The organism is Pseudomonas sp. NBRC 111133 (genome assembly GCF_001320605.1).
Taxonomy (GTDB): Bacteria; Pseudomonadota; Gammaproteobacteria; order Pseudomonadales; family Pseudomonadaceae; genus Aquipseudomonas; species Aquipseudomonas monteilii.
The window spans coordinates 31,900-56,171 of sequence record NZ_BCBJ01000085.1 but is presented as its reverse complement, the minus strand read 5'-3'; the positions used below and the strand labels follow the sequence as shown (position 1 = coordinate 56,171).

Genomic DNA, 24,272 nt, shown 5'->3' with positions numbered 1-24,272 from the left:
CCGGACAGGAAAAGATTTGTCTCCAAGCGTGCCACGGTCCGTGCCACGCCCCGTGATATGGTTCCGCATCTGAACCAACTGCCTTCCAGGGAATGCTCAATGGCTATTACCACGCTCCACCCAGGTTTCATGATCGTCCACGGCAACCGCCTCGATGACCTACGCAGCCTGGTGGTGAGCTGGATGCGCCGTTACCCCTTGGCACCTTTGGAAAACGAAATCGCCCTTGTCCAAAGCAATGGTATCGCCCAATGGCTCAAACTGGCCCTGGCTGAAGACCCGCTGGAAAATGACCTGGGTGGCTGCGGCATCGCTGCCGCAATCGATGTGCAATTGCCTGGCAGCTTCATGTGGCAGCTGTACCGCAGCGTGCTGGGCCATGACGAAATTCCCGAAGTATCCCTGCTCGACAAGGCCCCACTGACCTGGCGCCTGATGCGCCTGCTGCCAGCCCTGATAGAGCGCCCGCATTTCGAGCCGCTGCAGCGCTTCCTCAATGACGACAGCGACCTGCGCAAGCGCTACCAGCTCGCCGAGCGACTGGCTGACCTGTTCGACCAGTACCAGGTCTACCGCGCCGACTGGCTCAAGGACTGGGCTGCCGGCAATCATATCCTCAATACTGCCCGTGGTGAGCGCAAAGCCCTGCCGCCGGGCAATCGCTGGCAAGCCGAGTTGTGGCGAGCCTTGTTGGAGGATGTTGGTGAGCAGGGGATGGCTCAAAGCCGCGCCGGGGTACATCAGCGCTTCACCGAGCGCATTAACAACCTGGAACAGGCACCTGCGGGGCTCCCATCGCGGGTGATCGTATTCGGCATTTCCTCGTTGCCTGCACAGGCCCTGGAAGCATTGGCAGGCCTGGCGCGCTTTAGCCAGGTATTGCTGTGCGTGCACAACCCCTGCCGCCACCACTGGGCCGACATTGTTGCCGACAAGGACCTGTTGCGCCACCAGTACAAACGCCAGCAACGCAAACAGGGCATGCCCCTGCAACTGGACGAGCAGTCGCTGCACCAGCATGCTCATCCGTTGTTGGCTGCCTGGGGCAAACAGGGCCGCGACTACATCAACCTGCTCGACAGCTATGACGACCCAGGCAGCTACCAGGGTGCGTTCAGCGATGGGCGCATCGACCTGTTCAGCGACGGCTCGCCCACCACATTGCTCAACCAGTTGCAGGACGACATTCTTGAACTGCGCCCGCTCGCCGAAACCCGTGAGCTGTGGCCGCCAGTCGACCCAGGCAAAGACCGCTCGATCCGCTTCCACATTGCACACAGCCCGCAACGCGAAGTGGAGATTCTCCATGACCAGCTGCTGGCCCGCTTCAGCGCCGACCCTACGTTGCGCCCGCGTGACGTAATCGTCATGCTGCCAGCCATCGACACTTACGCGCCGCATATCCGCGCCGTGTTCGGCCAGTTGCAGCGCAATGACCCGCGCTACATCCCGTTCACCCTCACCGATCAGGGACAGCGCGGGCGTGAGCCTTTACTGATCGCCCTTGAACACTTGCTCAAACTGCCGGATAGCCGTTTCGCGGTGAGCGAAGTGCTCGACCTGCTTGACGTACCGGCAGTCCGTGCCCGCTTCGGTATCCGCGAAAACGACTTGCCTACGCTGCACCGCTGGATCGAGGGCGCCGGTATCCGTTGGGGCCTCAACGCCGAGCAGCGGGCCAGCCTGGGTTTGCCCGCCGGGCTTGAACAGAACAGTTGGCGCTTCGGCCTGCGGCGCATGCTGCTGGGCTATGCCGTAGGTGTGGGAGAGGCCTGCGACGGCATCGAGCCCTACGATGAAATCGGCGGCCTGGACGCAGCACTGATTGGTCCGCTGGTTGCACTGCTCGATGCACTCGACGTCGCTTGTCAGGCATTTTCCGAGCCCGCCACTGTCAGTCAGTGGGGAGAGCGCCTGCACGCCTTGCTGCAGGTATTCTTCCTCGCCGAGGATGAGCACGACGAATTCCTGCTGATGCAGCTACAGGACCTGCGCGATGGCTGGCTCGAAGTGTGCGAGGCTGTTGGGCTGAATGATCCGTTGCCGCTGACCGTGGTGCGTGAAGCCTGGCTGTCAGGCCTCGACCAGGGCAAGCTGTCGCAACGCTTCCTCGCCGGTTCGGTTAACTTCTGCACCCTCATGCCCATGCGCGCCATCCCGTTCCGCGTAGTCTGCCTGCTGGGCATGAACGATGGCGACTACCCGCGCGCCCAGCAACCACTGGACTTCGACCTGATGGCCAGCGATTACCGCCCCGGTGACCGCTCACGCCGCGAAGACGACCGTTACCTGCTGCTCGAAGCGCTGCTGTCGGCACGTGACCAACTGTATGTCAGCTGGGTTGGGCGCAGTATCCGCGACAACAGCGAGCGCCCCGCCTCGGTACTGATCGGCCAGTTGCGCGATCACATCGCTGCGGGCTGGCAGTTGACCAGCGTCGAGCAAGGGCAACCCGCGCAGCCGGGCGAGCACCTGCTGCACGGACTGACCCAGGAGCACCCGCTGCAGCCGTTCAGCCCCCGCTATTTCCAGAAGGGTAGCCCGCTGTTCAGTTTTGCCCACGAATGGCAGGTGCTGCACCAGCAAGGCGAGGAGCAAGGGCAGGGCGACCCAGGCTTGCCACCTTATCTCGACGATGAAGCCCTGAGCCTGACCCAGCTGAATGACTTCCTGCGCCACCCGGTAAGGCACTTCTTCAGCCAGCGTTTGAAGGTGTACTTCGAAGCATTGGAGGCGCCGACCCCGGACGAAGAACCTTTTGTCCTCGATACCCTGCAACGCTACGGTGCCAGTGAGAGCTTGCTCGGCGCCGCCCTGGCCGAGCCGGGCAACGCCGAACAGGCCTTGCAGGCCCAGGCCCGGCGCCTGCAAGCCTGCGGTTTGTTGCCACTGGCCGGCTTCGGCGAGCTACTGCAAAACGAGCTGATCGAACCGCTACCTGACCTGCTGCAACGTCACCAGCAGTTGCTGCAACGCTGGCCACAGCTGGTCGAGGGCGCTTTGCCGGTGCATTTCGAGCACGGCCAGCACCGGCTCGAAGGCTGGCTGGGCCGTGTGTTCCAGGCGAATGACCAGAGCCTGCTCAGCATCACCACCGTACCCAACACCATCAGTGCCGGGCGCAACAACCTCAAGTGGCACCGGCTGATTGCCCCTTGGGTCACGCACTTGGCCGCCTGTGCGGCGGGCTACCCGTATAACAGTGCGCTGGTAGCCAGTGACCTGACCCTGTTGCTTGCCCCGCTGCCGCCCGAGCAGGCCACGCAACTGTTGGGCGATTTGCTGGTGGCCCGTCAGGCAGGGATGAATGCGCCTCTGCCCGTTGCAGCCAAAACCGCGTTTGCATGGTTGGCCCAGGACGATGCCGACAAGGCCCTTGCCGCCGCAGCCCGCGCCTACGAAGGCGACGAGCGCACCAGCTTTGGCGAGCGTGGTGAAAGCATTGCCCTGGCTCGCCAGTTCCGTGACTTTGCCGCACTCACCGCTGACGAAACCTTCGAAGGCTGGTGCGAAACCTTGTACCGCCCGTTGTTCACCGCCCCTTGGCAGACCTTGGGCAATCCGGAGAAAGGCGTATGACCCAGGCCCGTCCCTTGGCACTGAGTTTCCCCCTGCACGGCAGCCAGCTGATCGAGGCCAGCGCCGGTACGGGCAAGACCTTCACCATTTCGGCGCTGTACCTGCGCCTGATCCTCGGCCACGGTGGCGAACAGGGCTTCGACCGCGAGCTGCTACCACCACAAATCCTCGTGGTGACCTTTACCGACGCTGCCACCAAAGAGCTGCGCGAGCGCATTCGTGCCCGCCTGGCTGAGGCTGCACGGTTTTTCCGTGGTGAACTGGAAGGCGCCGACCCGTTGTTGCATCAGCTGCGTGACGATTATCCACAAGAGGCCTGGCCGCGTTGTGCCGGCCGCCTGGAAATCGCAGTGCAGTGGATGGACGAAGCGGCGGTATCGACCATCCATGGCTGGTGCCAGCGCATGCTCCGCGAGCATGCCTTCGACAGTGGCAGCTTGTTCACCCAAACCCTGGAAACCGACCACAGCGAGCTGCTGGGTCAGGTGATGCGCGATTACTGGCGGCGTTTCTGCTACGGCATGCGCGGTGATGCGCTGGCCTGGGTCCGCAGCAATTGGGGGAGCCCCGATGCCTTGCTGCCGCGCATCCGCCCGCTGTTTGGCCGTATACGCGCTCAGCACGACGGGCCAGAGCCCGCTGCGTTGATCCAGGCGTCGCTGCAGCAACGTGGCCAACAGCTGGCCCAGCTAAAGGCGCCGTGGGCGCAGTGGGCCGAAGAGCTGCGCCAAATCTGCCGCGATGCACTGGCCGCCAAGCAGGTCGACGGCCGGAAGATGCAGGCCCGTTACTTCGAACCCTGGTTCGACAAACTTTGCGCCTGGGCAGCCGATGAGCAACAGGTGGAGCTCGACCTGGGTACCGGCTTCACCCGCCTCACCCCGGCGGGCATGGCTGAAGCCTGGAAGGGCGAACCGCCCGAGCACCCGGCCCTCGACGCCATGCAGACGCTGCAACAGCAATTGCAGGCCTTGGACAACCCAGATGCGCCGTTGCTTGAGCATGCTGCCGGCTGGGTATCGACGCGATTCGAAGTGGAAAAGCGCCGCCGTGCGGAAATGGGCTTCGACGACATGCTCGTGCGCCTGCAGCACGCCCTGGCCAGCGAGGCCGGTGAGCGCTTGGCCAGCCTGATTCGCGAGCAGTTTCCGGTCGCGCTGATCGACGAATTCCAAGACACCGACCCGGTGCAGTACGGGATTTTCGAGCGCATTTACCAGATCAGCGAAAACCGTGCGCAAACCGGCCTGTTCATGATCGGTGACCCCAAGCAGGCGATTTACGCCTTCCGGGGTGCCGACATTTACACCTACCTTGCTGCGCGGCGCGCCACCAGTGGCCGCCTGCACAGCCTGGACACCAACTACCGCTCCAGCAAAGCCATGGTCGCGGCGGTCAACCAGGTGTTCCTGCAGGCCGAAGCGCGTGAAACGGGGCGGGGTGCATTCCTGTTCCGCGAAGCTGATGACAACCCGTTGCCGTTCGTCGAGGTGCATGCCAAGGGCCGTAGCGAACAGCTATTGATCGACGGTGAGGCCAGCGCAGCCCTGCAGTGCTGGCAGCTGGAAAGCGAAGAGCCGGTTTCCAGCAGCGTCTACCGCCAGCAACTGGCCGCCAGCTGCGCCAGCCATATCGTCGCCTTGCTCAACGGTGGCCAGCAGGGCACGGCGGGCTTCCAGAATGCCGAGGGCGAATTGCGCCCCTGCCTGCCTTCGGACATCGCCATCCTGGTGCGTGATGGCCATGAAGCACAGATAGTTCGCGCCGAGCTGGCCGCGCGTGATGTGCGCAGCGTGTACCTGTCCGACAAGGATTCGGTGTTTGCCGCCCAGGAAGCCCACGACCTGCTGGCCTGGCTCAAGGCCTGCGCCGAGCCAGACTCGGAACGCCTGCTCAAGGCCGCACTGGCCAGCCTCACACTGGGCCTGTCGCTGGCCGAACTGGACCGGCTGAACCAGGACGAGCGGGTCTGGGAAGGCTGGGTCATGCGTTTTCGCCTTTACCGCGACACCTGGCAGCGCCAAGGGGTGCTACCGATGTTGCGCCACCTGCTGCACGACTTCCACCTGCCGCGCACGCTGATTCGCCGCAGTGATGGCGAACGGGTGTTGACCAACCTGCTTCACCTGGCCGAGCTGTTGCAGCAGGCTGCAGGTGAGCTGGACGGTGAGCAGGCGTTGATCCGCCACCTGGCCGAGCACCTGGCCAGTTCCGGCCAGGCCGGTGAAGAACAGATCCTGCGCCTGGAGAGCGACGAACAGCTGGTCAAGGTCGTAACGATCCACAAGTCCAAGGGGCTGGAATATCCCTTGGTCTATCTGCCGTTCATCTGCACCAGCAAGCCTGTCGACGGCACCCGACTGCCGTTAGCCTGGCATGACAGCGACGGTAATGCCCACCTCACACTCACGCCGAACCAGGAGCAGATCGAGCGCGCCGATGACGAGCGCCTGGCCGAAGACCTGCGCCTGCTCTACGTAGCCCTGACCCGTGCACAGCATGCTTGCTGGCTGGGTGTGGCCGACCTCAAACGTGGCAACCAGAAGCGTTCGCAGCTGCACCGCTCGGCATTTGGCTACCTGCTGGGGGGCGGCCTTGCTCTGGCCGGATCGACGCAGTTGACGGACTGGTTGCAGGCGCTGGCAGCGACGTCCCCGCATATCACCTGCCCAGGTCTGCCGCAGGCGGATGAGCAGGTGTATCGCATGCCGCATGCCGAGCGTGAGCTGCTGCCCGCACGCAAGCCTCGCCGCGCAGCAGCCGAGCATTGGTGGATCGCGTCGTACAGCGCCCTGCGCGTCGGCGACCAGACCCTCGGCGCCGACAGCTCGCAGGCCCAGCAATTGCTGGATGACGAGGTGCTCGATGCCCAGGTGTTGCGCGAGGTCCCGCCCGAGAGCGGCGATATCCACCGCTTTCCACGGGGGCCGAACCCGGGCACCTTCCTCCATGGCCTGCTGGAATGGGCTGGGCGCGAGGGCTTCAGCCAGGTCACCGGCAACTCACAGCTGATCGAGCGAACCGTTGGCCAGCGATGCAACCGCCGTGACTGGACCGGCTGGATTCCCACGCTCACCCAGTGGCTGCAACGCTTGTTGAGCGAGCCGCTGCCGTTGCCGGGCAACGACTTGAGCGTAACGCTCGGTCAGTTGCGCCATTACCAGATCGAAATGGAGTTCTGGTTCGCCAGCCACCAGGTCGACGCCGAACAACTCGATCGCCTGGTCGCTCGCCACACCCACCCTGGCCTGTCACGCCCGGCAGCGCAGCCGACCGTGCTCAACGGGATGTTCAAAGGCTTTATAGACCTGGCGTTCGAGCTGGATGGGCGGTACTACGTGACCGACTACAAGTCCAACTGGCTGGGCCTGGACATCCAGGCCTACGACACAATGGCCATGGAAAAGTCCATCATCGAGCACCGCTATGACCTGCAGTACGTGCTGTACCTGCTGGCCCTGCACCGCCAGCTGCGCGCACGTCTCCCCGATTACGATTACGACCGCCATGTCGGTGGCGCCCTGTTCATCTTCCTGCGAGGCGCCAGCAGCAGCGGCCACGGCGTGTACCACGCCAAGCCACCGCGTGAGCTGATTGAGCGCTTGGATGCGCTGTTCCGTGGCGAGCGCGCGCCCGCACAGCAGGACCTGTTAGCCGGAGTCGCGCCATGAGCCGAAGCCTAGTCGACCTTTTGCCCACGCCATTGCACGCCGAGCACCTGTTGGCGCTGGCACCTCAGCATGACAGTGGTGACCTGCTGCAACTGCTCGACCGCTGGGTGGAGCGGGGATGGCTGCGTGCCCTGGACCGGGCATTCGTGTCGTTCCTTGAAGAGCGCGCCCCTGGCAGTGACCCCTTGCTGTTGCTGGCGGCAGCGTTGGCCAGCCACCAACTGGGCCATGGCCACGTGTGCCTCGACTTGCAGCAAACCCTGGCCGAGCCCGACTTTGCGCTGTCGCTGCCACCGGAGGGTGACGCCTTGACTGGCCCTCTGCTGTTACCCTCGCAGCTGCTGGCCAACCTCGACTTGAATGCCTGGCGACAGCGCATTGCCGCCAGCTCGCTGGTGGCACTCGGCGATAACCCAGGCCAGCAAGCGCGGCCGCTGGTGCTCAGCGGCGAGCGCCTGTACCTGCGCCGTTACTGGCGCTACGAGCGGCGTATCGACCATACCCTGCGCCAGCGCCTGACCCAGGCCGAATCGCCGCTGACCGACCTGTCAGATCGCCTGTCGCAGCTGTTCGCGGGCGGTGCGCCAGCAGGCCAGGTGGACTGGCAGAAGCTGGCGTGTGCGCTGGCCACCCGTGCCGGTTTCAGCATCATCACGGGCGGCCCCGGCACGGGTAAAACCACGACCGTCGTACGCCTGCTGGCCTTGCTGCAGGGGCCGGCGGTAGAGCTGGGCAGGCCGCTGCGCATACGCCTGGCAGCGCCGACCGGCAAGGCTGCTGCGCGCCTGACCGAATCCATTGGCCAGCAAGTCGAGCGGCTGCAAGTCAGCGCCGAAGTCCGCGGGCAAATTCCCACTGATGTCAGCACCGTACACCGGCTGCTCGGCAGCCGCCCAGGCTCGCGGCACTTCCGCCACCATGCTGGCAACCCGTTGCCGCTGGATGTGCTGGTGGTCGACGAGGCGTCGATGATCGACCTGGAAATGATGGCCAACCTGCTCGATGCCTTACCGCCACGGGCACGCTTGGTGCTGCTGGGGGACAAGGACCAGTTGGCCTCTGTCGAGGCCGGCGCGGTGCTGGGGGATTTGTGCCGGGATGCCGAGGAGGGCTATTACTCGCCGGCAACTACCGCTTGGCTGGAACAGGTCAGCGGCGAGTCGCTGGCCGGCAGCGGGCTCAAGGCTGGTGATGAGCAGCGCAACCCGCTTGCCCAGCAGGTGGTAATGCTGCGTTTTTCACGACGCTTCGGCGAAGGCAGCGGGATTGGTCAACTGGCCAGGCTGGTCAATCGCCAGGACGCCTACGCGGCACGCAACCTGCTGTCCACGCCACCGGACGACGTGCACAGCCTGGCGCTCAAGCACGAGCAAGACCGTGCTTTTGACCGCCTGCTGCTCGACGGCCTGAACCGTGGTGCCGAAGGCCCGCAAGGCTATCGCAGCTACCTGCGCACCCTTGGCCGCTACAGGCCGGCACTCGAAACCGCATTTGACGACCCGGCATGGGAGCAGTGGGCGGGCAAGGTGCTGCACAGCTTCGAGGCCTTCCAGTTGCTCTGCGCGGTACGTCGCGGCGCCTGGGGGGTCGAAGGCCTCAACGAGCGGGTGGCGCGGGTGCTGCACAATGCCGGGCTGATCGACAGCCAGCAGCCCTGGTACGAAGGGCGCCCGGTGCTGGTGACCCGCAATGACTACGGCCTGGGCCTGATGAACGGTGACATCGGCATCGCCCTGCGCCTGCCGGATGAGCAAGGCGAGCCGCTGCTGCGCGTGGCCTTCCCGCGTAACGATGGCAGTGGCGGGGTGCGCTTCGTCCTGCCGAGCCGGCTTAACGAAGTGGAAACGGTGTTCGCCATGACCGTGCACAAGTCCCAAGGCTCGGAGTTCAGCCACACCGCACTGGTTTTGCCGGATGCGCTCAACCCGGTGCTGACCAAGGAACTGGTGTATACCGGCATCACCCGCGCCAAGCACTGCTTCAGCCTGGTCGAGCCACGCCAGGGCATTTTCGAAGAAGCGGTGGCGCGCAAGGTACGGCGTATTTCCGGGTTGATGCTGGAGCAGGTCTAGGGGCATGCAACCTGATGCACCTGGCCGCTCTTCCATACAAGGAAGCGGCCATGTGCTATCGTTGCGCCGTTACCGGAAAGGACCATAAGAGATTTCCCACATGAACGTGGCCGGGAGGCGAGCGCCAAGCTGTGCACTGTCGCTGTTGCTGGCCGCCCTGTTCATTTCCATGGGCTGCGCCCGGGCAGATACTGCCACAACCACTGCCCAGGCCCAGCAACGCGCCAAGGCCGTAACCCAGGTCGTACTGGGTATCTTCAGCTATGCCCGCTGGCCGGTCGAACCATCCCCCTTGCGCTTGTGCCTGGTTGGCCCCACCGAGTATGCCGATGACCTGATCAAAGGCCATGTACAGGAGTCCGGCCGCCCGCTGCAGGTGCGGCGGCTGCTGGCAGAGGATACCCAGGTCGCCCAGGCCTGCGATGCCATCTACATTGGCAAGCTTGACCAGGGCCAGCGCGACAAACTGTTCGAGCGCATCAGCGGCCACCCGGTTCTGAGCATCAGCGAAGCGAACGACCCCTGCACGGTCGGCAGCCTGTTCTGCCTGAGGGTCAGCGACCAGCAGGTGGCCTTTGAAGTCAACCTGGATTCGGTGGCGCGTTCCGGCGTGCGCATTCACCCCAGCGTGCTGCAACTGTCGCGGCGCCGGGCGGTGCAGCCATGAAGCCGACCCGCAAGCAGGGCGTGCGCCCGACCCTGCGTTCGGTGCTGGGCCGTGGCCACCTCAGCGTTGCCTTGCTCGCGGTAGGCCTGGCCGGTATTTCGCTTACGCTGCTGGGTGTGCTCGCCCTGCGCGTCTATGCCAATCACAACCTGCACCTGATCGCCCGCTCGATCAACTACACCGTAGAGGCGGCGGTGGTGTTCGATGACAGTGCAGCGGCCAACGAATCACTGGCGCTGATCGCCAGTAACGAGGAGGTGGCCGAAGCCAAGGTCTTCAACAACGAAGGCGAGCTGCTGGCGCACTGGCAACGCGGTGATACGGGCATGCTCGGCAAGCTCGAAGTGCAGGTGGCCACGGCCTTGCTGGATGAGCCGGTCAACTTGCCGATCCTGCACCAGCAGCAAAAAGTCGGGCACACCGAACTGGTCGGCCAGGGCCGTAGCCTGCTGTTGTTCCTGCTCAGCGGTCTGGCCGGAATTCTGTTCTGCACGATACTCAGCGCTTTGGCTGCCCAGTATCTTTCGCGGCGCCTGCTCAGCAATATCACCCGCCCGCTGCGCGGCCTGGCCAGTGTCGCCCACGCCGCCCGCCGCGAACGCAGCTTCGACCGGCGCGTGCCGGAAGCGCCAATTGCCGAACTCAACGAACTGGGCAACGACTTCAATGCCCTGCTCGACGAACTGGAGGTGTGGCAAAGCCACCTGCAGAACGAAAATCAGACCCTGGCCCACCAGGCCAGCCACGACAGCCTTACCGGTTTGCCCAACCGCGCTTTCTTCGAAGGGCGTTTGAGCCGCAGCGTGCGTAATGCGGCGCGGCAGCAGGATCACCTGGCGCTGCTGTTCCTCGACAGCGACCACTTCAAGCAGATCAACGACACCCTCGGCCATGCCGTGGGCGACGAAGTGCTGATCAGCGTCGCCGACCGTGTGCGCGCCCAGGTGCGTGAACACGACCTGGTAGCCCGCCTGGGTGGCGACGAGTTCGCGGTGCTGCTGACGCCGTTGCAGTCGCGCCAGGACGCCGAACACATTGCCGACAAGATCGTGGCCAGCATGAAGCTGCCGGTGCAGCTGGACAGCGGCCGCAGTATCGCCACCTCGTTGAGTGTTGGTATCGCCTATTACCCTGATGATGGCGCTGACCCCGCCAGTCTTCTCAATGCCGCCGATGCGGCGATGTACGAGGCCAAGCGTAAACGCCGTGGCCATTGGCAAGTGGCGCAGACGGAACGGTCCGCCAGTGAAATCAAGAACAGGAGTTGAACCCGTGATGCACGCTATACGTTTTCCCCTGTGGGCCTTGTTGCTCGCCGTGCTGGCGCTGACCGGTTGCCAGAGCGCCCCCCCCAAGGGCCTTACCCCTGAACAGATTGCCGTACTCAAGCGCGAAGGCTTTACCCCCACCGATGAAGGCTGGGCCTACGACCTGTCTGGCAAAGTGCTGTTCGGCAGCGACCTTGACAGCCTAAACGGCCAGAGCCAGGCGATTGTCGAGCGCATTGGCAAGGCGCTGCTGGGTGTTGGTATCCAGGGCGTTCGGGTAGACGGGCATGCCGATTCGTCCGGCAAGGCGGCGTATAACCAGCAACTGTCCGAGCGCCGTGCCCAAAGTGTGGCCAAAGCGCTGGTCGGGGTGGGCATGCAGGCCCAGAACATTCAGCGCCGTGGCCTGGGCAGCACGCAACCGGTAGCAGACAACCGCACCAGCGCCGGGCGTACCGAGAACCGGCGGGTGTCTATCGTGGTGGCGTCTTACTGACTGGGTATATCAGGGCGCAGAGCGCCCTGATCATTCCTGAGCAAAACTCATCTCCCGCGTTCCCCCCATCAGCAACGGTGCATTCGCCTCGGTCACCCCCCGGATGTAATCCCACAGCAGGGTTATCCGCTTCAACTTCCTCAAATCTTCCCGGCAATACATCCAGAACTGCCGCGTCACCTCGATCTCCTCCGGCAACACCGTCACCAAACGCGGGTCCTGCGCAGCCAGGAAACACGGCAATATCGCCAACCCACGCCCCTGCAACGCCGCCGTGTACTGCGCAATCACACTGGTGCTGCGCAGGTGCGCAGTGGCACCGGGAATCAGGTTGGCAAGGTACAAAAGCTCCGAACTGAACGCCAAATCATCCACGTAACTGATAAAGGGATGTTTGGCCAAGTCCGCCACCTGACGAATCGGCGCGTGGCTGTCCAGGTAATCCTGCGTCGCATACAGCCGCAAGCGGTAATCACAGAGCTTGCAGCATACATAAGGCCCATGCTCCGGCCGCTCCAGCGCGATGACGATGTCCGCCTCACGCTTGGACAGGCTGATGAAGTGCGGCAGCGGCAGGATGTCCACCGAAATCGCCGGGTAGGCATCAACGAAGTGGCTCAGCTGCGGGGTAATGAAGAAGCTGCCAAAGCCCTCGGTGCAGCCCATGCGTACATGCCCCGACAGCGCCACGCCCGACCCGGATACCTGCTCGCAGGCCATGTGCAGCGTGCTTTCGATCGACTCGGCATAGCCCAGCAGGCGCTGACCTTCGGCGGTGAGCACAAAGCCGTTGGTCCGCGATTTTTCGAACAGCAACGTACCCAGCGCCCCCTCCAGCGAGCTGATGCGCCGCGACACCGTGGTGTAGTCCACGCTCAGCCGTTTGGCGGCACTGCTGGCCTTGCGGGTGCGGGCCACTTCAAGGAAAAACTTCAGGTCGTCCCAGTTGAGTGCGCTCAGGGATGTGAGGTCTTTTTGCATGATGATCCGGTTTTTTTGTGCGTTCTTGTTGGATGTTTGCACATCTATACTCGAAAAAAGCCTCAGGACGCCACCTTGCGTTTGCTTGGCGCTGGCGATCTCGTCCCGACAATAATTCCAAGGAGAACGCAGATGAACGCACCGCAATCCCCGAACCCGACCAAGGTCGAGCAGGTCAAGCTGCTGATCGACGGCCAATGGGTCGAGTCGAAGACCACCGAATGGCGCGACATCGTCAACCCTGCCACCCAAGAAGTACTGGCGCGCGTGCCGTTCGCCACTGTCGAAGAAGTCGACGCTGCCGTGGCTGCTGCCCATCGCGCTTTCCAGACCTGGCGCGACACCCCGATTGGTGCACGCATGCGCATCATGCTCAAGCTGCAGGCGCTGATCCGCGAACACACCAAACGTATTGCCCAGGTGCTCAGCGCCGAGCAGGGCAAAACCCTGGCTGATGCCGAAGGCGATATCTTCCGTGGGCTGGAAGTGGTCGAGCACGCCGCCTCCATCGGCACCTTGCAGATGGGGGAGTTCGCCGAGAACGTCGCAGGCGGTGTCGATACCTACACCCTGCGCCAGCCGATTGGTGTATGCGCCGGCATCACCCCGTTCAACTTCCCGGCGATGATCCCGCTGTGGATGTTCCCCATGGCCATCGTCTGCGGCAACACGTTCGTGCTCAAGCCGTCCGAACAGGACCCTCTCTCGACCATGCTGCTGGTCGAGCTGGCGCTGGAAGCTGGCGTACCGGCGGGTGTGCTGAACGTGGTGCACGGTGGCAAGCAAGTGGTGGATACCATTTGCACCCATCAAGACATCAAAGCCATTTCCTTCGTAGGCTCCACCGAAGTCGGCACCCACGTGTACAACCTGGGCAGCCAGCACGGCAAGCGCGTGCAGTCGATGATGGGCGCCAAGAACCACGCCGTTGTGCTGCCCGATGCCAACCGTACGCAAACCATCAACGCCCTGGTCGGTGCTGCCTTCGGCGCTGCAGGCCAGCGCTGCATGGCCACCTCGGTGGCGGTGCTGGTGGGCAAGGCTCGCGAATGGCTGCCGGATATCAAGGAAGCGGCCAGCAAGCTCAAGGTCAATGCCGGCTGTGAGCCTGGCACCGATGTAGGCCCGGTAGTGTCCAAACGCGCCAAGGAGCGTGTGCTGGGCCTGATCGAAAGTGGCATCAAGGAAGGCGCCAAGCTGGAGCTCGACGGCCGCGATGTCAAGGTGCCGGGCTACGAGCAGGGCAACTTCGTCGGCCCAACCCTGTTCTCGGGCGTGAAGACCGACATGCAGGTGTACACCCAGGAAATCTTCGGCCCGGTGCTGGTGACCCTGGAGGTCGATACCCTCGACGAGGCCATCGCCCTGGTCAACGCCAACCCGTTCGGCAACGGCACCGGCCTGTTCACCCAGAGCGGCGCGGCCGCGCGCAAGTTCCAGAGCGAAATCGACATCGGCCAGGTCGGTATCAACATCCCGATCCCGGTACCGGTACCGTTCTTCAGCTTCACCGGTTCGCGTGGCTCCAAGCTCGGAGACCTCGGCCCGTACGGCAAGCAGGTGGTGCAGTTCTACACTCAGACCAAGACCGTCACCGCCCGCTGGTTCGATGACGACAGTGTGAATGACGGTGTGAACACCACCATCAGCCTGCGCTAAGGAGACGTCATGCGTATTGCATTCATTGGCCTCGGCAACATGGGCGCGCCCATGGCCCGCAACCTGATCAAGGCCGGGCACCAACTGAACCTGTTCGACCTGAACAAAACCGTGCTGGCCGAGCTGGCAGAACTGGGCGGGCAGATCAGCCCGTCGCCCAAGGACGCGGCGGCCAACAGCGAGCTGGTCATCACCATGCTGCCGGCGGCGGCCCATGTGCGCAGCGTATACCTGAACGACGACGGTGTGCTGGCCGGCATTCGCCCCGGCACGCCAACCGTGGACTGCAGCACCATCGACCCGCAGACCGCACGCGATGTGTCCAAGGCCGCAGCGGCCAAGGGTGTGGACATGGGCGACGCGCCAGTGTCCGGTGGCACCGGCGGCGCGGCTGCGGGCACCCTGACCTTCATGGTCGGTGCCAGCGCCGAGCTGTTCGCCAGCCTCAAGCCAGTGCTGGAGCAGATGGGCCGTAACATCGTGCACTGCGGTGAAGTCGGCACCGGGCAGATCGCCAAGATCTGCAACAACCTGCTGCTGGGCATCTCCATGATCGGCGTCTCCGAGGCCATGGCCCTGGGTAACGCCCTGGGCATCGACACCAAGGTGCTGGCCGGCATCATCAACAGCTCGACCGGGCGTTGCTGGAGTTCGGACACCTACAACCCGTGGCCGGGCATCATCGAAACGGCGCCGGCATCGCGTGGCTATACCGGTGGCTTTGGCGCCGAGCTGATGCTCAAGGACCTGGGGCTGGCCACCGAAGCGGCACGCCAGGCACACCAGCCGGTGATCCTCGGGGCCGTGGCCCAGCAGCTGTATCAGGCCATGAGCCTGCGCGGCGAAGGGGGCAAGGACTTCTCGGCCATCGTCGAGGGGTATCGCAAGAAGGATTGACGAGCGAGGTGGGCTTCTTCGCGGGCCAGGTGGCCTTCCCTCTGTAACTGCGCACCAGAGGGAAGAGCGCCTGCCCCGCGATTTTTTTTGTCAGGCGAAAACGAAATACTTGCGTACAGTCTCGACCACTTCCCAGGTGCCTTTCATCCCCGGTTCGATGACGAACACGTCACCGGCTTTCAGGTGCTTCGGCTCTTCGCCTTCCGGAGTGATGATGCAGTAGCCATCGAGGAAGTGGCAGAACTCCCACTTCTCGTAGTTGACCTCGAACTTGCCCGGGGTGCAGATCCAGGTGCCCATGATCTTGCTGCCGTCGGCCGACAGGTAGGCATTGAGGTTGACGGTGTGCGGATCGCCGCCGATGCGCTTCCACTTGGTGGCGTCCACGACCGGCGTCGGGCAGGTTTCGCGCAGGACGGTGATGAAATCGGACATGGCACAACTCCTGGTGACTGGCTGAATGACTCGTCACCATAGGGCTATCGGCCGAGCCGCAGTTGCCTGGGCTCGACGTCCAGCTGTCTGGTCGCGCTATGCCAGGCGGTTTACCTCGACGGTGACGTGCGCCAGTTCTTCATGCACACCCAAGGCCTGGCGCACGCTGTCGGCGCTGAGGGCACTTGAGGTGGCCAAGCCAAGAATGCAGGCGTACTGGTCCTTGCCCACCCGCCATACATGCAGGTCGGTGATACTGGCCGGCACCGGCAGCTGCGCCACCACTTCGCGGATTTCTGCTACCACCGGCGCGTCCATCTCCGCATCCAGCAGCACCCGGCCGGTATCGCGCAGCAGGCCGCGGGCCCACAGCGCCACCAGCAGTGCACCCACCAGTCCCATGACCGGGTCGAGCCAGCTGGCGCCCCAGAACTTGCCGGCCAGCAAGGCAACGATGGCCAGCACCGAAGTGGCGGCATCTGCCATCACGTGCAGGTAGGCCGAGCGCAGGTTCAGGTCGTCGTGGTGATGGCCGTGGTCATGGTGATGGTCGTGCCCATGATGATCATGATGGTGATGGTCATCGCGCAGTAGCCAGGCACAAATCAGGTTGACCGCAAGGCCGATCACGGCGATGAAGATGGCCTCGTCATAATGGATCGGCCCCGGTGTCAGCAGCCGCTCCACCGACTGGAACACCATCAGCCCGGCCACGCCCAGCAACAGCAGCGCGCTGGAATAACCACCGAGAATCTCGATTTTCCAGGTACCGAAGGCAAAGCGTCGATCAGCGGCATAGCGCCGTGCGGCGGCGTAGGCCAGTAGCGACAGGCCAAGGGCCAGTGCGTGGGAGCTCATGTGCCAGCCGTCGGCCAGCAGTGCCATGGAGTTGAAGAACCAGCCACCGGCAATCTCCGCCACCATCATCACGGCGGTCAGCCACACCGCCAGGCGGGTCTTGCGCTCGGCGCCCAGGTTGCTGGTGTGGAACTGATGGCTGTGCTGCCAACGGTCTGAGGTTTGTGTCGCCATGGTTTATCATGCTCCCGGAAGATCGAGAAATATACTATACCCCAGTATACCTAGCATGGTGTGGAATCCAATGGCACATACCCTGAAGAGCAAGAAGCAACTGCTGACCCGGGTGCGCAAGATCAAGGGCCAGGCCGCTGCGCTTGAGACGGCGCTGGAGCAGGACAAGGACTGCCTGGCGATCCTGCAGCAGATCGCCGCCGTGCGCGGCGCGGTGAACGGGTTGATGGCCGAAGTGATGGAAGGGCATATCCGCGAACATCTGGTGGCGGACGGGCTGAGCGCCGAGGAGCGCCAGGATGAGGCGGACAAGGTGGCGGCGTTATTGCGGTCTTACCTCAAGTAAGTTTTGTGGTGTGCCACGCCCCTCAATGAAGGAGCAACTGTGTTGTTCTGACGCTGAAGTTTGCGCGGTCTCTGTGGGAGCGGGCTTGCCCGCGAACACCGGCGAAGCCGGTGCCACGCACCGCGTCGCATTCTTCGCGGGCAAGCCCGCTCCCACAGGAGTCGTGCAGGTTTCTGGATTTTGGGCAGAGCCTCTGATGAATACCCCCCAGGGGTATGTGGCTACGCCCACCAATACCGCACAAAGTGGAAGAACACCGGCGCCGCAAAGCACACCGAGTCCATGCGGTCGAGCATGCCGCCATGGCCTTCGATCATGTGTCCCCAGTCCTTCACCCCACGGTCGCGCTTGATCGCCGACATCACCAGCCCGCCGAAGAAGCCCATGGTGTTCACGGTCAGGGCCATCAGTGCGGCCTGCCAGAAGGTGAACGGGGTGATCCAGCACAGCAGGGCGCCTATCAGGGTGGCCAGTGCCACGCCGCCGGCCAGGCCTTCGACGGTTTTGGACGGCGACAGGTTGGGGGCCACCTTGTGTTTGCCGAACAGTTTGCCGCATACGTACTGCAGCACGTCGCTGATCTGCACCACCAGGATCAGCCAGGCGATCAGCAGCAGGTTGCGGCCCTCGTAGCCCGGGATCTCCAGCGTCATCAAGGCCGGCACCGATGACACGCAGTACACCGCGATCATCAACCCCCACTGTACCTTTGACGCACGTTCAAGGAAGCGTGTGGTATCGCCGCCAAAGCTGGACAATATCGGCAGCAGCAGGAACAGGTACACCGGGATGAAGATGCTGAACAGGCCGTACCAGTCCATGGCGATGAGCACGTACTGCACCGGCAGCGCCACATAGAACGCCGCCACCAACGCCGGGTAGTCGCTGCGCCGGGTCGGGGTAAGGGTCATGAACTCGCGCAGGGCGTAGAACGACACGCCGTAGAACAGCACGATCACACCGTACTTGCCGAACAGGAAAGCGATGCCGATGACCAGCACCATCACCCACCAGGCGTTGATGCGGGCGTTGAGGTTGTCGATTACCGCGTGTGGCGCTGGGCCTGCCCGCCACTTGAGCAGGCGGCCGATCACGCTGGCGAGCAGCAGCAGGGCGCCGATGCCGGCGAACAGGGAAAGGGTGTTGTCGTCCATGTCAGGCATCCTTCGGGGCCAGGGTCAGCAGGGCCTGGCTGGCCCGCGCTAGAAAGGCCTGCTTGCTTTCATCAGCCTGCAGGTGCAACGGTTCGCCAAAGCTCAGTGTGCAAAGTAGGGGCAACGGAAGGGCACGGCCCTTGGGCATCACCCGGTTGAGGTTGGCGATCCAGACCGGCACCAGCTCGACGTCGGGGTTGGCTGCCGCCAGGTGGTACAAGCCGCTTCTGAACGGCATCAGCGGCTCGTCACCCAGGTTGCGCGTACCTTCCGGGAAGAAAATCAGCGAGTCGCCCTGGGCCACGGCTTCGAGGATCGGTTGCAGCGGGCTGCCCTGGCCTTCACTGCGTTGCCGATCAATCAGCACGCCGTTGAACACCTTGCGAATGAGAAAGTCGCGAATGCCCGGTTTGGCCCAGTAGTCCGCGCCGGCCACCGGGCGGGTGCGCTTGCGCAGCGGCTGCGGCAGGGAGGCCCACAGCAGCACGAAGTCACCGTGGCTGCTGTGGTTGGCGAAGTACAGGCGCTGCACCGGCAGCGGCGTGCAACCCAGCCACAGGGCGCGGGCGCCGGTGATCAGGCGGGCGGCGGAGGTGATGACATAGGCGGTCAGGTTGGCGAGCATGGGGCGTTCGTTATCCCTTCAAAGGCAGTGTCAGCAGGGTAGCCAAGGCTAGCGAGAGCTGCAGGCCCAGGCATACGGCCTGACGGCGCAACAGGCCTAGTGCGGCCTGGCTGCGGGCAGGCCATGTGCGGCCGTCGGTGGCCTGTGGTTTGAGTTTCAGTTCGAAGAGGGCGTGGTCCAGGGCCTGGGTGTCTGCCGCCAGGTCTTCGCTATTGGCTAGGTGGGCAAACAGTTCGGCATCGATCGCCACGCGGATGGCCCAGTACTTGTGCAGCATGCCGAGCGCCAGCAGCACGCTGCACAGCACGCTGGCCAGCGGTGCCAGAGGGAGACCCAGCAAGGGGGTGAGGCCATAGGCTAGGGCCAGCAGGGTGAGGCCGTCGGACAGGCATTCCAGCTGCTTGCCTCGGCCCAGCAGGCTGGCCACTACACGCAGGTTCATGGCTGTGCTCCCAGTTGCTGGAGAGCCTGGCGATGCGCGTTGCGCAGGACGATGCCGGGGCGTGCTTTACGGATAAGGGATTCTGCCTGCTGGGCGTCATCGCAGCGGCCGGTCACCACCAGCCAGGCCGCCACGGCGCTGGCGCTGCGTGAATAACCCAAAGCGCAGCAGACCAGCACGGGGCCTTTGGCATGGCAGTGTTCGATGGCGTTAGCGGCCTGCTGTAGCAGGATGCCGTCGGGTGCTATCAGGTCAAGGGTGGGGAAATGCAGGTAATCCTGCGTAGCCAATACTGTGCACGGCAGCTCCGCACACAAATCGACAATCGCAGCAAATTGCTCTCCCTCGCCACGTCCTGGAATCCGCCCAAGGTACACGCCATCGCATACCTCATCCGCCTGCGGGTGGCGCCTCGTCCACATCCGCGAATTGAGCCACGTACCTGCCAGATAGGGCGCTAGTAGCCACCGGCCGGCATTCGACAAGTGCCCGTCGGAACCCTTTTGAAAACCGCCCGCCCCGAACACGGCATAGTTCAGCGCCACCAGCCCCAGCGACACGGCCGGCCAACTTAACCACAGCCCGGTACCGCCCAGCGCAACAGCTGCAAGCGCACACAGCAGCGCGCCCACAGCATAGCAACCGGCGATCTTCCAACGCTTGGCATCCCGTGCAAGGTGGGCCGCTTGAAAAGGCAGGCGCCCCTGACATGGCCACAGCCACAGGCAGGCAAACCCCGCCAGCGCCCCCGTGGGTACATCGATGAAATGATGCTGCCAAGTGGTCAGCACCGACACCCCGATCAGCGCCATCCAGCCATGCATCAGCCAACGCCAGGGCTGGTGTTGCACATGCCGGGCAAACATCGTCCAGATGACCACCAGCAAAGCGATGTGCAGCGAAGGCGCCTGGTTGAAGGGCTTGTCGAAGCCCATTAACACATCGAACAGCCAGCCGAACAGCCCGTCCAGGTCCGGTCGCTCGAAGGTGAAGCGCAACGGCCACAGCAGGAAGCAACTAACGCTGATCACCTGTGCGCTGAGCAGCGCCAGCGCGTGGCGGTCCATTTCCTGGCGTGTGCGCGGCAGCAGGAAGGACAGCCCGTAGAGCAGGTCGATCGACCAGTATGGGATGATCGTCCAGGGCCACAGCGGCATGCCGTGCTCCCAGCCGAACACCAGGCTGCCGACATCACTGCGCCCGGCCGTGTAATGGTTCGCCAGCCCATAGCTGAGGAAGAACAACGGCCCCAGCAGCAGAAGCCAGAACACGCCCCGGCGAATCAGCCCAGGCTCGCGTGGCAGGCTCACTCAGCGTACCCGCTGTGCCAGGCTGACGCTGAAAATGCCCCATTCATCGATACGCTGGGCCAGCTTGCGGAAGCCCGCTGCCTCGACCAGCTGGTCCATCTCGGCCTGGCTGCGGCGGCGCATCACCCAGGCCTCGCCACCCCGATGGCTGGTGAGGGCGCGGGCAATCATCTCCAGTTGCGGGTGCCACGGCTGGCCGGTGTAGACCAGGTAGCCGCCATCCTCTACGGCGTCGGCCAGCCCGGCCAACGAGTCGCCCACCAGCTGGTTACTGGGGAAGAGTTCGTACAGCCCTGACACCACGGCCAGCGATGGGGGTTGTTCAAGTGTGGCCAGGCTCTGGCGAGCGAAAGCATCGCCCTGGACGAAGCGGGCGATGTCGGCCAGGCCCTTTTCGCTGATCAGCGCGCTGCCTTGCTGAACGTTCAGTTCGCTGTAGTCGCGCAGCAGGATCGAATCCGGCAGCTGCTCAAGGTCTTGCAGGGCTTCGAGGATGTAGCGGCCATGGCCGGCGGCAATATCGACAATGTGCACGGGCCGTTGTTGTTCACGCAGGCGGGCGATGGCCAGGCGCAGCAATTCTTCGACGTGCAGCTTGCGCTGGCGAATGCCACGCCAGCCGATGGCGTCGAGGTAGTTCTGGTCGATCAGGCGGCCCAGTTTGCCCTTGCCGGTCGGCTGGTTGCGGTACACGTAGTCGAGGGTGCTGCCCGAGTCGAAGCCGGTGTCGAAGCCCAGCTTCACGCCTTCGGACAGCCCCTTGCCCAGCTGCAGGCCCGCGCGGGTGGCGCGCCAGTAAAGGTCGCGGGGCGAATTGCGTGGCAAGGGTGCGGCCAGGCCCTCGGCCTCGGCGCAGCTGGCGCCGGTCTTGTCGGCATCCAGCAATGACGGCTGTGCGGCGGGGTGGGTGAAGCAGTGTTCGACAAACCGTTCGATACGCCTCAGCGCATGGGCCCGATCACGTTCACCCAAGGTGTCGTGGAAGAACCCGGGCAGTATGTGCATTTCCTTGCGAGCACTGCCCAGCCGTTCGAAAAAGCGCTCCTGTGGCTGGCGCTCGACCACGAAGTCGGCCCCCGAGACCAGCAATTGGGTCGGTACCTGAATGGCCTGAGCGTCTGCTACTACCCGGTCGGCGGCTTCGTACAGGCCCAGCAGCATGGTCACTGAAATCGGCCGACTGATCAGCGGGTCGGCCACGTACGACATCACCCGCTCCGGGTCATGGGTAAGCAGGCGCGGCTTGACGTAGCTGTTGACGAAGAAGTTGCCGCGCAAGGCCTTGAGCAGTTTCAGGCCGGGGCGGGCGAACGGCACGTACAGCTTGACCTTGAATGCCGGCGAGGCCAGCACCAGGCAGCGCACCTTGGGCGCGTAGTCGTGCGCCCAGGTGGCAATCAGCACGGCGCCGACGCTTTGCGCCAGCACCACCACGTCCTGCTCGGCGATACCGTGGTGGGCCTGGATATGTTCGATGAAGGTTTGCACGTCGCGCACGCTGGTGGCGAACCCCGGGCTGTCGCCGCGCGCACCTGGCGACTGGCCGTGGCCGCGCGCATCCCAGGCGAAGAAGTCGTAGCCCGGCATGTCCAGTTCATCGGCCAGGTGGGCCATACGCCCGCCGTGTTCATGGCCTCGGTGGAACATCACCACGGCCCGGCGTGGCTGGTGTTCGTTGCGGGTGGCAGGCCAATGACGGTAGTGCAGCTCGACACCGTCATGGGTGGAGAAGTGCAGCGCTTGCGCTTGGCGCATGGTCAACGTCCTTTTGCGACGATTTTAGGCTCTGCGGGTTTCGGCCAGCCCTTGGCGAACCCGGTTGTAGAGGGTATAGAGCGAGAGCGCGAGGATGACCAGCAGCAAGCCATTGATCCAGCTGCCGTTCAGCAGGCCAAAGGCGACGCCGGTGCCGAGCACGCCGAAGGCAAAGGCGCGGTCGCTTTTGCCCATGGGGCCGTCATAACGCCGCGATGCGCCGGCCAGCGGGCCCATGACCCCGGCGTACTCGCTGAAGGTGGCGCACAGCACCACCAGCACCACCAGCGTAGGTGACACGCCAGCCAGCAGGGCGAAGGGCAGGTACAGGGCGGCGTCGGCGATCACGTCGCAGAGTTCGTTGAGGTAGGCGCCGAGGGTGGATTGCTGGCCGAACTCCCGGGCCAGCATGCCGTCGACGGCATTCAGCGCCATGCGCAGCAGCATCCACACTGGCACCAGGATGAACAACCAAGTGGCATGGGGCAGGGCGGCCAGCAGCAGGCCCAGCAGGATCGATACCACGGCGGCGGTGACGGTGACCTGGTTGGCGGTGACGCCCCGGTCATGCAGGCGCTGGACGGTTGGGCGCAGCAGGGCCTGGAAGCGTGGTTTGAGCTGGTAGATCGATGCCACTGGAAAGTCCTTTTTAGTGGTGCGATGGGCCGATTGTGTGCCGAGGATTTTGCTGGCTGCAAGTGAGTGGCCGAGAAATTGCTCACATTGGTTGAGGCCGGGGTTTTCAGCGCGCTCGGCGCACGCCATTATCGGCCCATGACTACCTTGCTCGCTTTCTACCAGAACATTGGCCCAGCGCTCTCGCTTCTGGTGGTGCTGACCTTCCTGCTGGCCGGCGCCGTCAAAGGGGTGATCGGCCTGGGTATGCCGACCATCGCCATGGGCCTGCTGGGTCTGGCGATGTCACCGGCGCAGGCTGCTGCGCTGCTGATCGTGCCTTCGACCCTCACCAACCTTTGGCAATTGGCAAGTGGTGGGCACCTGCGAGCGTTGCTGGCGCGGTTGGTGCCGATGTTGGCGCTGATCTTCATCGGCACCTTGCTGGGCAGTGCCTGGTTGGGGATCAACAGTGGTCCATGGGCCGTGCACGCGTTGGGTGCGGCCTTGCTGGTGTATGCAGTGTACGGGCTGCTCGGCCCAGGCTTGCATCTGGCGGCGAGGCACGAACGTTGGCTGGGGCCAGCCTGCGGGCTGGTGACGGGGGTAATCACGGCGGCAACCGGTGTATTCGTGATACCGGCTGTGCCCTACCTGCAGAGCCTGGGGCTGAGCCGCGAGCAAATGATCCAGGCCTTGGGCCTGTCGTTCACGGTTTCGACCCTGGCGCTGGCCGTTGGCCTGGCCGGGCAGGATGCCCTCGGTGGCCAGGCGTTGGGAGCTTCGCTGCTGATGCTGGCGCCAGCCCTGCTCGGCATGCTGGTGGGCCAGTGGTTGCGTCAACGCATCAGCGCGCTGGTGTTCAAACGTTGCTTTTTCATCGGCCTGGCCGCACTGGGCGGCCATTTGCTGATCAACGGCTAGCGCTTGAGGCGCTGAGCATGTCGACCCGCTGGATATCGAAATCGCGCTCCAGGTAATCCATGCGCTTTTCGAAGAACGCGGCCATGTGCGGCAGGGCCGAATGCACATCCAGCGCAGCCTGGTCGGCCCACACTTCGAAGAACACGAACAGGCTCGGGTCCTGCTGGTCACGCAGCATGTGGTACTCGATGCAGCCCGGCTCCTGGCGGCTTGGCTCGACATAAGGGCGGAACAGGTTTTCGAAGGCGTCAGCCATTTCCGGGCGGGTCTTGGCTTTGAGGATGAAGGCGAACTGCTCGCTCATGGGGCGCTACTCGGTGATGGGAAGGTGAACCGATTCTACG

General features: G+C 63.9%; 20 protein-coding genes. 10 read left to right on the top strand and 10 right to left on the bottom strand.

Annotated features, from left to right (window positions below; genetic code table 11):
* The first annotated feature begins 99 nt into the window (after positions 1–99).
* The 6 genes from recC (at position 100) to APH36_RS20265 (ending at position 11,753) form a co-directional block, all read left to right on the top strand.
* Positions 100–3,579 (top strand): exodeoxyribonuclease V subunit gamma, encoded by a 3,480-nt coding sequence (gene recC, locus APH36_RS20290; RefSeq protein ID WP_060500014.1) that lies wholly within the window; start codon positions 100–102, stop codon positions 3,577–3,579.
* On the top strand, positions 3,576–7,250 hold the full coding sequence (recB, locus tag APH36_RS20285) for an exodeoxyribonuclease V subunit beta (protein WP_060500013.1): 3,675 nt from the start codon (positions 3,576–3,578) through the stop codon (positions 7,248–7,250). Before recC ends, recB begins: the two co-directional genes overlap by 4 nt.
* A complete protein-coding gene (gene recD, locus APH36_RS20280) occupies positions 7,247–9,322 on the top strand; it encodes an exodeoxyribonuclease V subunit alpha (RefSeq protein WP_060500012.1) in 2,076 nt (691 codons plus the stop codon). The genes recB and recD overlap by 4 nt, the downstream gene beginning before the upstream one ends.
* A gap of 100 nt (positions 9,323–9,422) precedes the next feature.
* Positions 9,423–9,989, top strand: coding sequence for a YfiR family protein (locus APH36_RS20275; protein ID WP_060500011.1), 567 nt, complete (start codon positions 9,423–9,425; stop codon positions 9,987–9,989).
* Complete coding sequence (locus APH36_RS20270; protein WP_060500010.1) at positions 9,986–11,257, top strand: diguanylate cyclase domain-containing protein; 1,272 nt, start codon at positions 9,986–9,988, stop codon at positions 11,255–11,257. Before APH36_RS20275 ends, APH36_RS20270 begins: the two co-directional genes overlap by 4 nt.
* Before the next feature lie 4 nt (positions 11,258–11,261).
* Positions 11,262–11,753: an OmpA family protein gene (locus APH36_RS20265; RefSeq protein WP_060500009.1), complete on the top strand. Its 492-nt coding sequence runs from the start codon at positions 11,262–11,264 to the stop codon at positions 11,751–11,753.
* A 30-nt stretch (positions 11,754–11,783) separates the two neighbouring features.
* Here APH36_RS20265 and APH36_RS20260 read toward each other — a convergent pair whose 3' ends face one another.
* The gene (locus tag APH36_RS20260; protein ID WP_060500018.1) at positions 11,784–12,734 is read right to left on the bottom strand and encodes a LysR family transcriptional regulator; all 951 of its coding nucleotides are present in this window, start codon (positions 12,732–12,734) and stop codon (positions 11,784–11,786) included.
* Between the two features lie 132 nt (positions 12,735–12,866).
* On the opposite strand from APH36_RS20260, the gene APH36_RS20255 reads away from it, so the two are divergent.
* Both APH36_RS20255 and mmsB read left to right on the top strand, forming a co-directional pair.
* On the top strand, positions 12,867–14,393 hold the full coding sequence (locus APH36_RS20255) for a CoA-acylating methylmalonate-semialdehyde dehydrogenase (RefSeq protein WP_060500008.1): 1,527 nt from the start codon (positions 12,867–12,869) through the stop codon (positions 14,391–14,393).
* Positions 14,394–14,402: 9 nt separating this feature from the next.
* The gene (gene mmsB, locus APH36_RS20250) at positions 14,403–15,290 is read left to right on the top strand and encodes a 3-hydroxyisobutyrate dehydrogenase (protein ID WP_027609099.1); all 888 of its coding nucleotides are present in this window, start codon (positions 14,403–14,405) and stop codon (positions 15,288–15,290) included.
* A gap of 90 nt (positions 15,291–15,380) precedes the next feature.
* Here mmsB and APH36_RS20245 read toward each other — a convergent pair whose 3' ends face one another.
* Both APH36_RS20245 and dmeF read right to left on the bottom strand, forming a co-directional pair.
* On the bottom strand, positions 15,381–15,725 hold the full coding sequence (locus APH36_RS20245) for a cupin domain-containing protein (protein WP_003258412.1): 345 nt from the start codon (positions 15,723–15,725) through the stop codon (positions 15,381–15,383).
* A gap of 96 nt (positions 15,726–15,821) precedes the next feature.
* Positions 15,822–16,757: a CDF family Co(II)/Ni(II) efflux transporter DmeF gene (gene dmeF, locus APH36_RS20240; RefSeq protein WP_060500007.1), complete on the bottom strand. Its 936-nt coding sequence runs from the start codon at positions 16,755–16,757 to the stop codon at positions 15,822–15,824.
* A gap of 70 nt (positions 16,758–16,827) precedes the next feature.
* On the opposite strand from dmeF, the gene APH36_RS20235 reads away from it, so the two are divergent.
* The gene (locus APH36_RS20235) at positions 16,828–17,103 is read left to right on the top strand and encodes a metal/formaldehyde-sensitive transcriptional repressor (RefSeq protein ID WP_060500006.1); all 276 of its coding nucleotides are present in this window, start codon (positions 16,828–16,830) and stop codon (positions 17,101–17,103) included.
* Positions 17,104–17,324: 221 nt separating this feature from the next.
* Here APH36_RS20235 and APH36_RS20230 read toward each other — a convergent pair whose 3' ends face one another.
* From APH36_RS20230 to APH36_RS20205, 6 genes are read right to left on the bottom strand one after another with little or no spacing between them, the layout of a single operon-like run.
* On the bottom strand, positions 17,325–18,257 hold the full coding sequence (locus APH36_RS20230) for a phosphatidate cytidylyltransferase (protein ID WP_060500005.1): 933 nt from the start codon (positions 18,255–18,257) through the stop codon (positions 17,325–17,327).
* A gap of 1 nt (position 18,258) precedes the next feature.
* On the bottom strand, positions 18,259–18,882 hold the full coding sequence (locus tag APH36_RS20225; protein ID WP_060500004.1) for a lysophospholipid acyltransferase family protein: 624 nt from the start codon (positions 18,880–18,882) through the stop codon (positions 18,259–18,261).
* Between the two features lie 10 nt (positions 18,883–18,892).
* Entirely contained in the window at positions 18,893–19,324 is a 432-nt protein-coding gene (locus tag APH36_RS20220; RefSeq protein WP_060500003.1) for a hypothetical protein, read from the bottom strand.
* Entirely contained in the window at positions 19,321–20,634 is a 1,314-nt protein-coding gene (locus APH36_RS20215; protein ID WP_060500002.1) for a phosphatase PAP2/dual specificity phosphatase family protein, read from the bottom strand. The genes APH36_RS20220 and APH36_RS20215 overlap by 4 nt, the downstream gene beginning before the upstream one ends.
* Positions 20,635–22,389, bottom strand: coding sequence for a bifunctional alpha/beta hydrolase/class I SAM-dependent methyltransferase (locus tag APH36_RS20210; RefSeq protein WP_060500001.1), 1,755 nt, complete (start codon positions 22,387–22,389; stop codon positions 20,635–20,637).
* 24 nt (positions 22,390–22,413) lie between these two features.
* Complete coding sequence (locus tag APH36_RS20205; RefSeq protein WP_060500000.1) at positions 22,414–23,025, bottom strand: CDP-alcohol phosphatidyltransferase family protein; 612 nt, start codon at positions 23,023–23,025, stop codon at positions 22,414–22,416.
* Between the two features lie 138 nt (positions 23,026–23,163).
* Here APH36_RS20205 and APH36_RS20200 point away from each other — a divergent pair, with 138 nt between their 5' ends.
* On the top strand, positions 23,164–23,928 hold the full coding sequence (locus tag APH36_RS20200) for a sulfite exporter TauE/SafE family protein (RefSeq protein WP_060500017.1): 765 nt from the start codon (positions 23,164–23,166) through the stop codon (positions 23,926–23,928).
* Here the strand turns inward: APH36_RS20200 and APH36_RS20195 are convergent.
* Positions 23,918–24,232 (bottom strand): putative quinol monooxygenase, encoded by a 315-nt coding sequence (locus APH36_RS20195; RefSeq protein WP_016713437.1) that lies wholly within the window; start codon positions 24,230–24,232, stop codon positions 23,918–23,920. The two genes, APH36_RS20200 and APH36_RS20195, sit on opposite strands and share 11 nt — an antisense overlap.
* Positions 24,233–24,272: the final 40 nt, after the last annotated feature.